The organism is Promicromonospora sp. NPDC059942 (genome assembly GCF_042731755.1).
GTDB lineage: Bacteria > Actinomycetota > Actinomycetes > Actinomycetales > Cellulomonadaceae > Promicromonospora.
This window is the reverse complement of the sequence record NZ_JBHWLR010000028.1, coordinates 1-12,957: the sequence shown is the minus strand read 5'-3', so window position 1 is coordinate 12,957 and position 12,957 is coordinate 1. Positions and strand designations below refer to the sequence as shown.

Genomic DNA, 12,957 nt, shown 5'->3' with positions numbered 1-12,957 from the left:
CTTTCGGGGAGGCTTGGCACGCGCCGGATGTTCACCGCGGACATCCGGGATCGAGATGGAGCGTCATGGCCCGCCTGCTGCACCGCCCCGGCACCCCGCCACGCCTGCCCAGGGGGCGGGACCTCGACGCGGGCTTCGGCCCGGCGGCGCCCGCGCGCCCGGCGCGGATCGCCGGCGGGCGGCCCGGGGGCCGGGGCCGTGCCGCCGTGGGCCTGCCGGCCAACCCGTTCGGTTACGCGATGCTCGCCACGCTCGGGGTCGGCGCGGGCCTCGCGGTGCTCGGCGCGCTGTCCGCGGTGGCGACGGTGCTCGTCTACGTCGGGCTCGCACTGTTCCTGGCGCTGGCCCTGGAGCCCGGCACCGAGGCCCTGACCGACCGGGGGCTGCCCCGCTGGGTGGCGGCGACCGTGATGGTCGTCGGGTCGCTGGTGGTGATCGCGCTGGTCGTCGTGGCGGTGCTGCCGGTCGCCGTCCCGCAGGTCAGCAGCTTCGGTACCCAGCTCGTGGACCTGTTACGCACCCTGCCCGACCAGGCCTGGTACGCCTGGGCGACCAGCAACCTCGGCGCCCTCGACCTGAACGGGCTGCTGTCCTCGGTGACCGACCTGCTCAGCGACCCGCGGCAGCTCTCGGCGATCGCCGGCGGTGTGCTGCAGGTCGGCACCGGGCTGATCAACGGCGTCACGGCGGTCATCATCGTCACGGCCCTGACCATCTACTTCGCCCTGACGCTGCCGACCATGGTCGCCGCCGTCCTGCGGCTCGTGCCGCGCTCCCGGCGGGACATGACCGGGTCGCTCCTGGACGAGGTGCTCGACTCCGTGGGCCGGTACGTCTCCGGGCAGCTCATCCTGGCCACCATCAACGCCACGTTCACGCTGGTGCTCACCCTGTTCGCGGGCAGCCCGGCGCCGATCCTGCTCGCCGTCATCGCGTTCGTCGCGGCCCTGATCCCCGTCGTGGGCACGGTCATCGGATCCATCCTCGTGACGCTCGCGACGCTCACGGTGAGCCCCGTCGCGGCGATCGTCGTCGGCGCGTGCCTGCTGGTCTACATGCAGGTCGAGGCGTACGTCCTGTCCCCGCGCGTGATGAGCCGGGCCGTGTCGATGCCCGGCGTCCTGGTGATCGTCGCGGCCCTCGCGGGCGCGGCGCTCGGCGGCATCCTCGGGGCCCTCGTCGCGGTACCGGTCGCGGCGGCGTGCCTGCTGGTCATCAAGCGCGTGGTGATCCCGTACCAGGAGATGCGTTAGGCCCGGCGGAGCGTGCCTACCAGGCGGTGCGGATCCCGGGGAGCGTGCTGAACGCGGCGTCGGTGGTCACCAGGACCACGTTCTCCACGATCGCCTGCGCAGCGAGCAGCCGATCGAAGGGGTCCCGATGGGCCCAGGGCATCGATCCGGCGTGCAGAGCGTGCGCAGTGGTCAGGTCCAGCAGCTCGGCGTCGAGGTCGTCGACCCGCCGTTCCCACGTGCTGACCAGAGTGGCGGCCGCGTCGAGCTTGCCGAGGCGCACCTTGGTCGCGACCTCCATCGCGGAGACCGCCGAGACCAGGAGCCGGTTCGCCGTGGATCCGAGTTCCGTGCGCAGTGGCTCGGCGAGCCGATCGGGCGAGGAGAGCAGCCACACGAACGCATGGGTGTCGAGAAGATAGGTCACTCCCATGCGGCGAGCTCCTCCTCGTCGAGCGGGTCGAAGAAGAACCCGTCCGGGATCGAGAGCGGCACGGTGCCGAACGTGCGCTCAGCCACAGGCTCCACAGGGATCAGGCGGACCGCGGGCTTTCCGGACCGCGCGACAACCACCTCTTCGCCGTGCTGAGCGCGCGAGATCAGCCGGGAGAGGTGGGTCTTTGCTTCCTGGACGTTCACGACGGTCATAGGACCATGGTCGCGGGCGAATCTGGTCTGGTCAAGCTGACCAGACCAGATTCCCCCGTCGTTTGCGTGCCGCGATCATGGCCGCTCCGACCGATAGGATCCCCGCGAAGGGCCGAGGAGAACAGGGGCGAGGATGGCGCAGGGCAGACGGCCGCCGACCATGGTCGACGTCGCGCGTGCCGCCGGCGTCGCCCACATCACCGTGAGCCGGGTCGTGAACGACGAGCCGACCGTGCGGCCCGAGACCCGCGAGCGCGTCCTGCGTGTCATCGAGGAGCTCGGCTACCGGCGCAACGACAGCGCCCGGATGCTCAAGAGCGGCCGGTCCACGATGCTCGGCGTCGTCCTCGCCGGCTCGGAGCTGTTCGAGCTGCCCCGCGTGCTCCTCGGCATCGAGCAGGCCGCCAAGGAGGCCGGCCACTGGGTCAGCCTCGCGAGCTGGCAGGGCGGCACCCACGAACAGCTCGAGCAGTGCCTCGGCCGGCTCGTCGGCCAGGGCGCCGCGGGAGTTGCGGTCATCGCGGACCGGCCCGTCGCGCTCGAGGCGCTCGACCGGACCGTGACCCGCGTGCCGATCTCCGTGGTCATGTCCGGCAACGTGGCCAACCCCGCGATCGGGTCGGTCGAGCTCGACCAGGAGGAGGGCGCCCGCCTCGCCACCCGCCACCTGCTCGACCTCGGCCACCGCGACATCGTCCACCTGAGCGGTCGCATGGAGACCTTCGACGCCCGCGCGCGCGTCGACGGCTGGCGCGCCGAGCTCCGCCGCGCGGGCATCGAGGAGCCGCGCCTGCTGCACGGCGACTTCCATGCGCGCAGCGGGCACGCGCTTACCACCGAGCTGATCGACGCCGGCCGCCTGCCGACGGCGATCTTCAGCGGGAACGACCAGATGGCGCTCGGCGTGCTCTCGGCCCTGGCCGCCCGCGGCCTCTCCGTCCCCGATGACGTGTCGCTCGTCGGCTTCGACGACATGGCCGGCGCCGACTATCTCGTGCCCGCCCTGACGACCGTCCGGCAGGACTTCGTCACCCTGGGCCGCCTCTCGATCGAGGTGCTCCTCGACCTGATCGGCGGCGGCGACGCCCGCCACCACCTCCTCCCGCCGTCACTCGTGGTGCGCGCCAGCACCCGCGCCGTCGGCGGCTGACGCCGGCACGCCGTACCGGACGCCGCGGAAGGTCAGCGGGGCGGCGCTCGCGGGGCCCTCGTTGACGAGTCCGAGCAGGACGCCGGTGAAGCCGCCCGCCGTCTCGGTGCTGAGCACGGTGTGCGGGAAGGCCGCCAGGACCCGCTCCTCGGCGCCCTGCTCCCCGGCGCCCTGCGCGCACCGGAACTCGTAGGTCTCCCCGTCCGACCGGATCCGCAGCGTGACGTCCCGGGCGACCGGCATCTCCGGTCCGGTGACCGGCTCGCCGTTGAGGCGGCCCGACACCCGGGCCACGCACCCGCCGGGCCCGCGGCGGACCCGCGCCGCGAGGAACGTGCCCTCGTCCTGGAAGGCGACCACCCCGGCGTCGTGCGCCCCGATCAGGGCGGTGTCCACCACGGCCGCGAGCTCGAAGGCGTGCATGTCCTGGCGCCGGGCGAGGAACGCGGGGACCTCGCGCGCCGAGAGCGGGACGGGCCGCGGGTGCAGGGTGACCGCCTCGCCCGCGGCGTCGACGTCGGCCGCCACCGGGCCGCGCAGCGACAGCCAGTCGGCCGGGCGGTCCGTCGTGACCGGCAGTCCCGGCCGGACGCCCTGGACCCGGCCCGAGCCGGGCGCGAGGACCGGCCCGTGCTCGTCCCACTCGACGGGGACGAGCAGCACCTCGCGGCCCAGCGTGTGGTGCTGCGCCACGGGCCGGACGCCGAGCACCAGCGCCCAGGCCTCGCCGTCGGGTGTCTCGACGAGGTCGGCGTGGCCCACGTTCTGCACGGCCTCGCCGGCGCCGAGGTGACGGTGGGTGAGCAGGGGACTGCGCGGGTCCGTCCGGTACGGGCCGGTCACGTGGTCGGCGGTCGCGCTGGTGACCGCGTGGTTGCGCTCGGTGCCGCCCTCCGCGCCCACGAGGTGGTAGCGGCCGTCGCGCTCGTAGAGGTGCGGGGCCTCGACCCACTGCCCCGTCACCGCGCCGTGCCAGAGCACGTGTTCCGGCCCGACCAGCCTCAGTGCCGAGAGGTCGAGCTCCCGCAGCCAGATCTCGCCGGGCCCGGAGGCGTCGTCCGCCGTCGCGTCGCGCGCGGCGGTGAACCAGGCCCGGCCGTCGCGGTCGAAGAACAGCGACGGGTCGATCCCGTCGGCCTCCAGCGGTATGGGGACGCGCCACGGCCCGGCGGCGTCGGACGCCGTGGTCAGGTACGTGGTGGAGCCCTGCCGGTCGCGGGCGATCGTGAACACCACGTAGAACACCCCGTCGTGGTGGCGGATCGTGGGCGCCCAGACGCCGTCCGCCACCTGGCTGCCGTCCAGCGGGAGCCAGCTCGCGCCGGCCAGCACGTGCCCGACCAGGTCCCAGGTGACCAGGTCACGGCTGTGGTGCACCGGGATGCCGGGGTGGTAGGCGAAGGTCGAGGTCACCATGAAGTAGTCCTCGCCGACGCGGCACACCGAGGGGTCGGGGTGGCAGCCGGGCAGTACGGGATTGGGGACCAGACGCATGTGCGCTCCTTTGCGCGAGGGGTCGCGCTTGACGAAATGGCAACGTTGCCATCAGCATAGGGGCACTTCCCGAGGACCCCGCGACGAGCCGCCGGGGCCGGCCGGAACACATCGAAGGAGATGTGCGATGAGCACACACAGCAGTGAGTCCAGGCGCACCCGCCGCGCTCTCGGCCTCGGCGCCGCCGTGGTCGCCATGAGCCTCGGCCTGGCCGGCTGCGCCGGGGAACCGGCCGCGGACGGCCCGGTCACCCTGGAGTTCTGGACCTGGTCGCTGAAGGAGGCCGACCCCGCCGCCCAGGCGATCGTCGACCAGTACGAGGCCGAGAACCCCGGCGTCACGATCAAGCTCTCCGAGGTGGGCGGCACGCCCGAGACGTCGTCGAAGCTGCTGGCGGCCGACCGCGCCGACGAGGCGCCCGACGTCGTGCAGGTCGAGTACCGGGCGCTGCCGTCGCTGGTGACCGCGGGCGTGGTCCGGGACATCACCGAGGACGTCGCCCCGAACCGTGACGCCGTGGCCGACAACATCTGGGCGCTCAGCACCCTCGGCGACCAGGTCTACGGCGTTCCGCAGGACATCGGGCCGATGATGCTCACCTATCGCACGGACCTGTTCGAGAAGTACGGCGTCGAGCCGCCCGCCACGTGGGCGGAGTACGCGGAGGCCGCCGAGAAGATCCACGCCGCCGACCCCGACGTGTACCTGGCCAGCTTCTCGGCGACCCAGCTCGAGTTCTTCGCGGCGCAGGCGGCCCAGGCCGGAGCGCAGTGGTGGGGCACCGACGGCGACGCGTGGTCGGTCGGCATCGACGGCGACGCCTCGCTGGAGACCGCCGACTACTGGCAGGACCTCGTCGAGCGCGACCTGCTGTCGGTCGAGCCGCTGCTCACGCCGGAGTGGAACGCCAAGGTCAACGACGGCAAGATCCTGAGCTGGGCGGCCGCCGCCTGGGCGCCGAGCGTCATCTACTCGGTGGCGCCCGACACCGCGGGCAAGTGGGCCTCGATCCCGCTGCCGCAGTGGACGCCGGGTGACGCGTCCGTGCCGTTCCTCGGCGGCTCCACCTACCTCGTGCCCGAGAAGTCCGAGCACGCCGAGGAGGCCGCGAAGTTCGCCGCCTGGCTCGGCGCGTCCGACGAGGGCTCGAAACTCCTGCTCACGCTCGACCTGTACCCGGGCGGCAACGCGGGCCGCGAGGCGACGCTCTCGAACGACCCGCCGAAGCTCATGCCGCAGCAGAAGGACTTCTACGAGGTGGCCGACCAGGTCATCGACGACACGACCATCCCGGTCGTGTGGGGGCCGAACGTCAACGTCGCCACCAACGCCTTCGGCGACGCCCTGAACGAGGCGGCGCTGGGCGGCACGTCGTTCCGCGACGTGTACGGCGCCACCCAGACGGCCGTCGTCGCGGACCTGGAGAAGTCCGGGTACACCGTCGAGAACCCATGACCGCCGTCGCACCAGTCCGCAGGCGCGGGAGCCGGGGCCGCGAGCTGACCCCCTGGCTGTTCGCGGCCCCGGCTATCGTCCTGTTCGTCTGCTTCCTGCTCGTCCCGATCGGGTACGCGCTGTACCTGAGCTTCCGCGGGCTCCGCCTGGAGGGCGCGGGAGCGTTCGGCCGGCGCACCGAGGGGTTCGTCGGGCTCGAGAACTACGTCGCGGCGCTCACGAACCCCGAGCTGCTCGCGGGGTTCGGCCGGTCGCTCGTCTACGGCGCGATCGCCGTCCCGAGCGTGCTCGGCCTGGCCCTGCTGTTCGCGATCCTGCTCGACACCCCGCGGGCGCGGCTGACGAGCTTCTCGCGGACGGCGATCTTCATCCCGTACGCCGTGCCCGGCGTGATCGCGAGCCTGCTGTGGGGGTTCCTCTACCTGCCCAGCACCAGCCCGGTCAGCTACGTCGCGCGGGAGCTCGGCGGCAGCAACCTCGACTTCTTCGCCTACCCCACCCTGTACTTCGCGCTCGCGAACATCGCGCTGTGGTCGGGGGTCGGCTTCAACATGATCATCATCTACACCTCCTTGCGGGCCATCCCGCAGGAGATCTACGAGGCGGCGCGGATCGACGGTGCTAACGAATGGGCCATCGCGTGGCGCATCAAGATCCCGCTCGTCTCGCCGGCGCTCGTGCTGACCGGCCTGTTCTCGGTGATCGGCACGGTGCAGCTCTACAGCGAGCCCGCCACGCTGCGCCCGCTGGCGAGCACGATCTCGTCCACCTGGGTGCCGCTCATGGCGATCTACCAGGAGGCGTTCGGCAACGACAACCTGGGCGGCGCCGCCGCGGCGTCCGTGCTCCTCGCGGTCGGCACCCTCGTCGTCTCGCTGGTCATCCTGCGCTTCTTCCAGCGCCGAACGTTCGGAGACGCCTCATGAGCACCAGCACGGCCACGCGGCGTCCGACGGCGTCCCGCACCGAGCCCGGCACCGCTGCCCGACGTCGGAAGACGTTCGCCCCGGCCGCCACGATCGTCCTGCTCGTGGGCGCGCTCTACTGCCTGGTCCCCGTGGCCTGGGTGGTGGTGGCGGCCTCCAAGTCGCCCCGCGAGCTGTTCACCAGCTTCTCCTTCCTGCCCGGCACCGGCCTCGCAGACAACCTCGTCAACCTTGCCACCTACGGCGGCGGGGTGTTCTGGCAGTGGGGCGTCAACAGCATCGTGTACGCGGGGGTCGGCGCGGTCGCCTCGACCGTCGTGTCGGCGATGGCGGGCTACGCGCTGGCCAAGTTCCGGTTCCGGGGGAGCAACACGCTGTTCGCCGCGATCCTCGCGGGCGTCCTGGTGCCGGGCATCGTGCTGGCGATCCCGCAGTACCTGCTGCTGGCGCAGCTCGGCCTGGCCGGGACGATGTGGTCGGTCCTGCTGCCGTCGATCATCAACCCGTTCGGGATCTTCCTGTGCCGGGTGTTCGCGCAGGCGGCCGTCCCGACCGACACGCTGGAGGCGGCCCGGCTCGACGGCGCGAACGAGGCGCGGATCTTCACCACGATCGTGCTGCCGATGATGGCCCAGGGCCTGGTCACGGTGTTCCTGCTGCAGTTCGTGGGCATCTGGAACAACTTCCTGCTGCCGTTCATCATGCTCTCCGACCAGCGGCTGTACCCCATCACCCTGGGGCTGTACTCGTTCCTGTCGAAGGGCGCCGGGGACTCCGACCTCTACCCGCTCGTGATCGCAGGGTCGGCCGTCTCCGTCATCCCGCTGATCCTGATGGTGCTGCTGCTCCAGCGGTTCTGGCGGGCGGACCTGCTGGCCGGCGGGCTCAAGGGATAGCGGGCGTCAACCGAGCACGCCCAGGTGCAGGGCCCGCAGCACGGCGTTGGTGCGGTCCCTGGCCGAGAGCTTGAGCAGGATGGTCGAGACGTGGTTCTTGACCGTGCCCTCGACCAGGGACAGCGCGCCGGAGATCTCGCGGTTGGTGTACCCCTCGGCCATCAGCCGCAGCACCTCGAGCTCGCGGTCGGTCAGCCGCTGCGCCGGCACCGCCTCGGCGCCGTTCGCCGGCGGCACGGCGCGGATCGCGCGCAGCATCCGGTCCGTGATCGACGGCGCCACGAGCGTCCCGCCGCCGGCCAGGGCGTGCACGGCCCGCGTGAGCTGCTCGACCGTCACGTCCTTGAGCAGGTACCCGCGCGCGCCGGAGCGCAGGGCGTCCAGCACGAGCGTGTCGTCGTCGAACGTGGTGAGCACCAGCACGGGGACGTCGCTGCCCTGCTCGCGCAGCCGGGCCAGCGTCCAGAGGCCGTCGTGGCGGGGCATGCGCAGGTCCAGCAGGATCACGTCCGGCCGGGTCGCGGCGATCACCTCCAGCGCGGCCGCGCCGTCGTCGGCCTCGCCCACCACGTCGACGCAGGCGATCTCCAGCAGCGCCCGGATGCCGTGCCGCACCAGGGTCTGGTCGTCGACGATGACGACGCGGGTCGCGTCGGCACCCCCGCTCACGTCGACACCCGCGCTCACGTCGGCACCCGCGCCGTGACCCGGAAGCCGGCGGCGCCGTCGAACTCGACGCCGCCGCCCAGGGCCTCGAACCGTTCGGCCAGGCCGCGCAGCCCGTTCCCGGGCACCAGCTCGCGGAACCCGCGGCCGTCGTCCAGCGCGGTCAGGACCACGCCGTCCTGCCCGGCCGCCACGTCGATCCGCAGGGCACTGGCATCCGCGTGGCGCAGCGTGTTCGTGACGATCTCCTGCACGGCGCGCACCAGGGCCGCCGTCTGCTCCTCGTCCACCTGCACGTCCGGCCCCACGTCGATCGACACGTCCAGGTCGGGCAGGTCGCGCACCACCTGTCGGAAGGCCTCGGTCAGGTCCGACGACGCCGTCCGCAGCTCGCCGACCGTCGTCCGGACGTCGGCCAGCAGGTCCCGGGCCACCCGGTTCGCCCGCTCCACGTGGTCGCGCGCCTGCGCGCCGTCCCGGTGCCGCGCCGCCTCCAGCTCCAGCGTGAGCACCGTGAGCTGGTGGCCGATGAGGTCGTGCAGGTCGCGCGAGATCCGCAGCCGCTCCGCCGTCCGCGCCGACTCCGTGAGCAGGGCCGACGCCGCCCGCAGGTCGACGTGCGCCTGGCTCAGCTCGCGGCGCAGCCGCTGCTCGCGGACGAGCGTCATCGAGCTCAGCAGCGTCGCGAGCTGGATGAGCAGGTAGAAGCCGACGCCGACGAGGGCGTCGGCGAGCCCGTCGCCCCGCTGGATCACGAGCACGACCAGCACCACGGTGTTCAGCCCGACGACGACGAAGCCCACCCGCAGCGGCGCGACGTATACGCTCACGCTCGCGATGACGACCAGCAGCACCGGCATGAGCCCGACCTGCGGCGCGGTGAGCACCACCGCCCAGGACGCGACGACGGCGGTGCCGAACAGCGCGTGCCGCACCAGGTCGGCCCGCTCGCGCACCAGGGCGCCGAGCAGGGTCACCATCACGAGGACGAACAGCGCGATCCACCAGGCGCGCGGCACCGACGTCGCAGCGTGCCCGAACAGCACCGGCCCGGCCAGGGCCAGCGCGACCACGAGCATCGCGAGCCCCGACCACTCCTCCGTCCCCAGCCGCCGCATGACAGCCACCCTACGATCGGGGCGCCGGACCCCGCCCGTGCCGAAAGTCATGGTTCACATCCCTGACCAACGGCACAGGTGCGCGCCCGGTCCGGCCACCTAGCGTCGTCGGACATGAGCAGCGACACGAACGGGAGCGGCACCGGCGGGCGCGTGCCGGCCATCGAGGCCGAGAAGCTCGGCAAGCGGTACCGCGACAAGGTCGCGGTCGACGGGCTGAGCCTGCGCGTCGGCGTGGGCGAGGTGCTCGGGATCCTCGGCACCAACGGCGCGGGCAAGACCACCACGGTCGAGATGATCGCGGGGCTGCGCCGGCCGGACCGGGGGAGCGTCCGCGTGCTGGGCCTCGACCCGCGGCGCGACCGGGCCCGGGTGCGACAGGTGCTCGGCGTGCAGCTCCAGCAGGCCTACCTGCACGGCGCGCTCACGGTGGCCGAGCTGGTCGGGCTCTACCGCGGCTTCTACCCCGACCCGCGCCCGGCCGGCGAGCTCCTCGACCTGGTGGGCCTGGCGGAGCAGCGCCGGGTGCGCTTCGAGAAGCTGTCCGGCGGCCAGCAGCAGCGCCTGTCGATCGCCCTCGCGCTGGTGGGGCGGCCGCGTGTCGTGATCCTCGACGAGCTCACCACGGGCCTCGACCCACGCGCCCGGCGCCGCATGTGGGCCACGGTCGAGAGCCTGCGCGCCGACGGCGTGACGATCGTGCTGGTCAGCCACGCCATGGAGGAGGTCGAGCGGCTCTGCGACCGGGTCGCCCTGCTCGACGCCGGCCGGCTGGTCGCCGTCGGCCCGCCGGGGGAGCTGACCGCGCGAGCGGGCGCGGACACCCTCGACGACGCGTTCGTCGCCCTGACCGGAAAGCCGCTGGAGGCAGCCGAATGAGCATCCCCGCCACCACCACGATCGCCGTCCACCGGCCCGGCCCGCGGGCCTGGCTGAACCTCGTCGTGTGCGAGGCCAAGATGGTCGCGCGCGACACCGCGGGCCTCGTCGTGCCGCTCGGCCTGCCGCTCCTGATCCTGCTGACGAGCGCTCCCTCGGCGGGCGACCAGGTCGTGGTCAACGGGTTCTCCGCGCTGGAGGCGTACGTGCTGCCGCTGGTGCTGACCATGGTGCTCGCCACCATCGGCGTCATCAACATGCCGAGCTTTCTCGCCTACTACCGCCGCACCGGCATCCTGCGCCGGCTCTCGGTCACCCCCGCGTCACCCGCCATGGTGCTCGTCGCCCAGGTCGTCGTCAGCGTGCTCCAGGCGCTCCTCGGGCTCGGCCTGGCGCTCGCCGTCGCGTTCCTCGCGTTCGGCGCCCGGCCGCCGGCGCACCTCGCGACGGCGGTCGGCGTGTACGTCCTGGCCATGGCGGCGATGTACGCCGTCGGGATGATCGTGGCCGCCGTCGCGCCCACCCCCAACTCGGCCGTCGCGATCGGTCTCGTCGGGTTCTTCGCGCTGGGCGCCGTGGGCGGCATGTTCGGCGGGCTCGCCGGGCTGCCCGAGCCGGTCGCCGCCGTCGGCGAACGGCTGCCCTTCGGCGCGGCGGTGCGGGCGCTCGCCGCGTCCTGGGTCGGCGCTCCCGTCGAGCCGGCGCACCTGATCAGCCTCGGGGTCACGATCGTCGTCGGCTCGATGACCGCCGCGCTGCTCTTCCGCTGGGACTGACGGCCGTCAGCCCCGTGCGGCGGGGGCGGGGGCGGGGGCGACGGCGGTCAGGCCGCGCAGCTCGGCGAGCACCCCGCGCTCGATCTCCACGATGGACCGGGTCTCGCCCGGGGCGATCCACTGCGTGAAGGAGACGCCGAACACCGTGGCCGCGGACTCGGCGGCGAGGGTGGCCGCCGGCTCCGTGACGCCGCGGGTCCGCAGCGCGTCGCGGAGCGTCGTGGCCAGCACCGACATCTTGTGCCGCTCGCGCTCCTGCAGCGCCGGGTTCTGGTCGATGACGCTCTGCCGCAGCCTGGAGTGGTCGCGCCGCTCGCCGGGGAAGAACTTCGCCGCCGACTCCAGCGCCGCGCCGACCAGCTCCATGGGTGCCGCGTCGTCGGGCGCCGCTGCGACCCCGGCGAGGAAGGCCTCCACCAGGAGCTCCTGCCCGTGGAACAGCGCCTCGCGCTTGTCGCTGAAGTGCCGGAAGAAGGTGCGTTCGGTCAGGCCGACGGACTGCGCGATCTCCGCGGCCGTCGTCTGCTCGTAGCCCTGGCTCGCGAAGAGCTCCAGTGCAGCGGCCTGCAGTCGTTCGCTCGTCCCGGGCTGCCATCTGACCATGGCTCCAGTCTAGGTGATGACAGGGGCTGACGTCACGCGTATGGTGATGTCTGTGACTGACAACAGTCACTGACATCACTGGAGGTTCACCATGCAGGTTTTCGTCACCGGAGCATCGGGCTGGATCGGGTCGGCCGCCGTCGACGAGCTGCTCGCGGACGGCCACGCCGTCACCGCACTCGCCCGGTCCGACGCGTCCGCGGCCGCGCTGGAGGCCAAGGGGGTCCGCGTGCAGCGCGGCGACCTGGACGACCTCGACGGCCTCCGCCGGGGCGCCGACGCCGCCGAGGCGGTGCTGCACCTGGCCAACAAGCACGACTTCGCGAACCCGGCCGCGTCGAACGCGGCCGAGCGGGCCGCCGTGCAGACCTTCGCCGACACCCTCGCCGGCTCGGGCCGGGCGTTCCTGTTCGCGGCGGGAACCGCGGGGCTGGCGCAGGGCCGGCCCGCCACCGAGGCGGACACCTCGTCGTCCTACGGCCCCGACTCGCCGCGCGGCGGCGCGGAGAACCTGGCGCTGGAGTACGTCGACCGCGACGTGCGCGTCGTGAGCCTGCGCTTCTCGCCCACGGTGCACGGCGCAGGAGACCACGGCTTCATCTCCGTGATCTCGGACGTCGCCCGCCGGCACGGCGTCTCCGGCTACCCGGGAGAGGGCACCAACCGCTGGGCCGCCGTGCACCGCTCCGACGCCGCCCGGCTCGTCGCCCTCGCCGTGGCCAAGGCGCCGGCCGGCGCACGGCTGCACGCCGTGGCCGAGGAGGGTGTCACGAGCCGCGAGATCGCCGGGGCGATCGGCGCCTTCCTCGACCTGCCGGTCACCTCGGTCGCGTCCGACGACGTCCCGGCGCACTTCGGCTGGATCGGCGGATTCTTCGGCCTGGACGGCTCCGCGACGAGCACCGCGACGCAGGAGCTGCTCGGCTGGACGCCGACCGGCCCGACGCTGGTCGAGGACATCGCGGCGGGTGCGTACTCGACGCCGTCGGGGCGGTAGGGGCGGCGTCCGCTCGTGGGGCGCGAGGCCAACCCAACCCTCCCCTCCCTCCCTCCCTCCCTCCCTCCCTCCCTCCCTACCTCTCCCCTCCCTCCCCTTTGAGGCCCGGGTTTCTT

At 73.0% G+C, this 12,957-nt stretch carries 14 protein-coding genes; 8 read left to right on the top strand and 6 right to left on the bottom strand.

Features of this window, described 5'->3' with window-relative positions; all coding sequences use genetic code 11:
• Nucleotides 1-65: 65 nt before the first annotated feature.
• A complete protein-coding gene (locus ACFV9Q_RS26865; RefSeq protein WP_377236964.1) occupies nucleotides 66-1,253 on the top strand; it encodes an AI-2E family transporter in 1,188 nt (395 codons plus the stop codon).
• Between the two features lie 16 nt (nucleotides 1,254-1,269).
• Here ACFV9Q_RS26865 and ACFV9Q_RS26860 read toward each other — a convergent pair whose 3' ends face one another.
• A complete protein-coding gene (locus tag ACFV9Q_RS26860; protein ID WP_377236963.1) occupies nucleotides 1,270-1,665 on the bottom strand; it encodes a type II toxin-antitoxin system VapC family toxin in 396 nt (131 codons plus the stop codon).
• A complete protein-coding gene (locus tag ACFV9Q_RS26855; RefSeq protein WP_121385724.1) occupies nucleotides 1,656-1,880 on the bottom strand; it encodes a type II toxin-antitoxin system prevent-host-death family antitoxin in 225 nt (74 codons plus the stop codon). Before ACFV9Q_RS26855 ends, ACFV9Q_RS26860 begins: the two co-directional genes overlap by 10 nt.
• Nucleotides 1,881-2,013: 133 nt before the next feature.
• Here ACFV9Q_RS26855 and ACFV9Q_RS26850 point away from each other — a divergent pair, with 133 nt between their 5' ends.
• Nucleotides 2,014-3,030 (top strand): LacI family DNA-binding transcriptional regulator, encoded by a 1,017-nt coding sequence (locus tag ACFV9Q_RS26850; protein ID WP_377236962.1) that lies wholly within the window; start codon nucleotides 2,014-2,016, stop codon nucleotides 3,028-3,030.
• Here ACFV9Q_RS26850 and ACFV9Q_RS26845 read toward each other — a convergent pair.
• A complete protein-coding gene (locus tag ACFV9Q_RS26845) occupies nucleotides 2,989-4,524 on the bottom strand; it encodes a family 43 glycosylhydrolase (RefSeq protein WP_377236961.1) in 1,536 nt (511 codons plus the stop codon). The two genes, ACFV9Q_RS26850 and ACFV9Q_RS26845, sit on opposite strands and share 42 nt — an antisense overlap.
• A 127-nt stretch (nucleotides 4,525-4,651) precedes the next feature.
• Here ACFV9Q_RS26845 and ACFV9Q_RS26840 point away from each other — a divergent pair, with 127 nt between their 5' ends.
• Genes ACFV9Q_RS26840 through ACFV9Q_RS26830 form a run of 3 tightly spaced genes read left to right on the top strand, consistent with a single transcriptional unit; the run spans nucleotide 4,652 to nucleotide 7,802 of the window.
• Nucleotides 4,652-5,980 carry an ABC transporter substrate-binding protein gene (locus ACFV9Q_RS26840; RefSeq protein ID WP_377236960.1) on the top strand — a complete coding sequence of 443 codons (1,329 nt, stop codon included), beginning with the start codon at nucleotides 4,652-4,654 and terminating at the stop codon, nucleotides 5,978-5,980.
• Nucleotides 5,977-6,906 (top strand): carbohydrate ABC transporter permease, encoded by a 930-nt coding sequence (locus ACFV9Q_RS26835; protein ID WP_377228796.1) that lies wholly within the window; start codon nucleotides 5,977-5,979, stop codon nucleotides 6,904-6,906. The genes ACFV9Q_RS26840 and ACFV9Q_RS26835 overlap by 4 nt, the downstream gene beginning before the upstream one ends.
• Complete coding sequence (locus ACFV9Q_RS26830) at nucleotides 6,903-7,802, top strand: carbohydrate ABC transporter permease (protein ID WP_377236959.1); 900 nt, start codon at nucleotides 6,903-6,905, stop codon at nucleotides 7,800-7,802. The genes ACFV9Q_RS26835 and ACFV9Q_RS26830 overlap by 4 nt, the downstream gene beginning before the upstream one ends.
• A 6-nt stretch (nucleotides 7,803-7,808) precedes the next feature.
• On the opposite strand, the gene ACFV9Q_RS26825 is transcribed toward ACFV9Q_RS26830, so the two are convergent.
• Nucleotides 7,809-8,489 (bottom strand): response regulator, encoded by a 681-nt coding sequence (locus ACFV9Q_RS26825; protein ID WP_377236958.1) that lies wholly within the window; start codon nucleotides 8,487-8,489, stop codon nucleotides 7,809-7,811.
• On the bottom strand, nucleotides 8,486-9,586 hold the full coding sequence (locus ACFV9Q_RS26820) for a sensor histidine kinase (protein ID WP_377236957.1): 1,101 nt from the start codon (nucleotides 9,584-9,586) through the stop codon (nucleotides 8,486-8,488). Before ACFV9Q_RS26820 ends, ACFV9Q_RS26825 begins: the two co-directional genes overlap by 4 nt.
• A 114-nt stretch (nucleotides 9,587-9,700) precedes the next feature.
• Here ACFV9Q_RS26820 and ACFV9Q_RS26815 point away from each other — a divergent pair, with 114 nt between their 5' ends.
• Both ACFV9Q_RS26815 and ACFV9Q_RS26810 read left to right on the top strand, forming a co-directional pair.
• A complete protein-coding gene (locus tag ACFV9Q_RS26815; RefSeq protein WP_377236956.1) occupies nucleotides 9,701-10,465 on the top strand; it encodes an ABC transporter ATP-binding protein in 765 nt (254 codons plus the stop codon).
• Nucleotides 10,462-11,241, top strand: coding sequence for an ABC transporter permease (locus tag ACFV9Q_RS26810; RefSeq protein ID WP_377236955.1), 780 nt, complete (start codon nucleotides 10,462-10,464; stop codon nucleotides 11,239-11,241). Before ACFV9Q_RS26815 ends, ACFV9Q_RS26810 begins: the two co-directional genes overlap by 4 nt.
• Before the next feature lie 6 nt (nucleotides 11,242-11,247).
• Here the strand turns inward: ACFV9Q_RS26810 and ACFV9Q_RS26805 are convergent, their stop codons facing one another.
• Entirely contained in the window at nucleotides 11,248-11,844 is a 597-nt protein-coding gene (locus ACFV9Q_RS26805) for a TetR/AcrR family transcriptional regulator (RefSeq protein WP_377236954.1), read from the bottom strand.
• A gap of 91 nt (nucleotides 11,845-11,935) precedes the next feature.
• On the opposite strand from ACFV9Q_RS26805, the gene ACFV9Q_RS26800 reads away from it, so the two are divergent.
• Nucleotides 11,936-12,841: an SDR family oxidoreductase gene (locus ACFV9Q_RS26800; protein WP_377236953.1), complete on the top strand. Its 906-nt coding sequence runs from the start codon at nucleotides 11,936-11,938 to the stop codon at nucleotides 12,839-12,841.
• Nucleotides 12,842-12,957: the final 116 nt, after the last annotated feature.

What these genes read in the sequence shown, in the direction of transcription:
- ACFV9Q_RS26820 (WP_377236957.1), bottom strand. Translation starts at nt 9,586, where the DNA reads ATGCGGCGGCTGGGGACGGAGGAGTGGTCGGGGCTCGCGATGCTCGTG.
- ACFV9Q_RS26855 (WP_121385724.1), bottom strand. Translation starts at nt 1,880, where the DNA reads ATGACCGTCGTGAACGTCCAGGAAGCAAAGACCCACCTCTCCCGGCTG.
- ACFV9Q_RS26830 (WP_377236959.1), top strand. Translation starts at nt 6,903, where the DNA reads ATGAGCACCAGCACGGCCACGCGGCGTCCGACGGCGTCCCGCACCGAG.
- ACFV9Q_RS26800 (WP_377236953.1), top strand. Translation starts at nt 11,936, where the DNA reads ATGCAGGTTTTCGTCACCGGAGCATCGGGCTGGATCGGGTCGGCCGCC.
- ACFV9Q_RS26840 (WP_377236960.1), top strand. Translation starts at nt 4,652, where the DNA reads ATGAGCACACACAGCAGTGAGTCCAGGCGCACCCGCCGCGCTCTCGGC.
- ACFV9Q_RS26860 (WP_377236963.1), bottom strand. Translation starts at nt 1,665, where the DNA reads ATGGGAGTGACCTATCTTCTCGACACCCATGCGTTCGTGTGGCTGCTC.
- ACFV9Q_RS26865 (WP_377236964.1), top strand. Translation starts at nt 66, where the DNA reads ATGGCCCGCCTGCTGCACCGCCCCGGCACCCCGCCACGCCTGCCCAGG.
- ACFV9Q_RS26835 (WP_377228796.1), top strand. Translation starts at nt 5,977, where the DNA reads ATGACCGCCGTCGCACCAGTCCGCAGGCGCGGGAGCCGGGGCCGCGAG.
- ACFV9Q_RS26805 (WP_377236954.1), bottom strand. Translation starts at nt 11,844, where the DNA reads ATGGTCAGATGGCAGCCCGGGACGAGCGAACGACTGCAGGCCGCTGCA.
- ACFV9Q_RS26810 (WP_377236955.1), top strand. Translation starts at nt 10,462, where the DNA reads ATGAGCATCCCCGCCACCACCACGATCGCCGTCCACCGGCCCGGCCCG.
- ACFV9Q_RS26815 (WP_377236956.1), top strand. Translation starts at nt 9,701, where the DNA reads ATGAGCAGCGACACGAACGGGAGCGGCACCGGCGGGCGCGTGCCGGCC.
- ACFV9Q_RS26845 (WP_377236961.1), bottom strand. Translation starts at nt 4,524, where the DNA reads ATGCGTCTGGTCCCCAATCCCGTACTGCCCGGCTGCCACCCCGACCCC.
- ACFV9Q_RS26850 (WP_377236962.1), top strand. Translation starts at nt 2,014, where the DNA reads ATGGCGCAGGGCAGACGGCCGCCGACCATGGTCGACGTCGCGCGTGCC.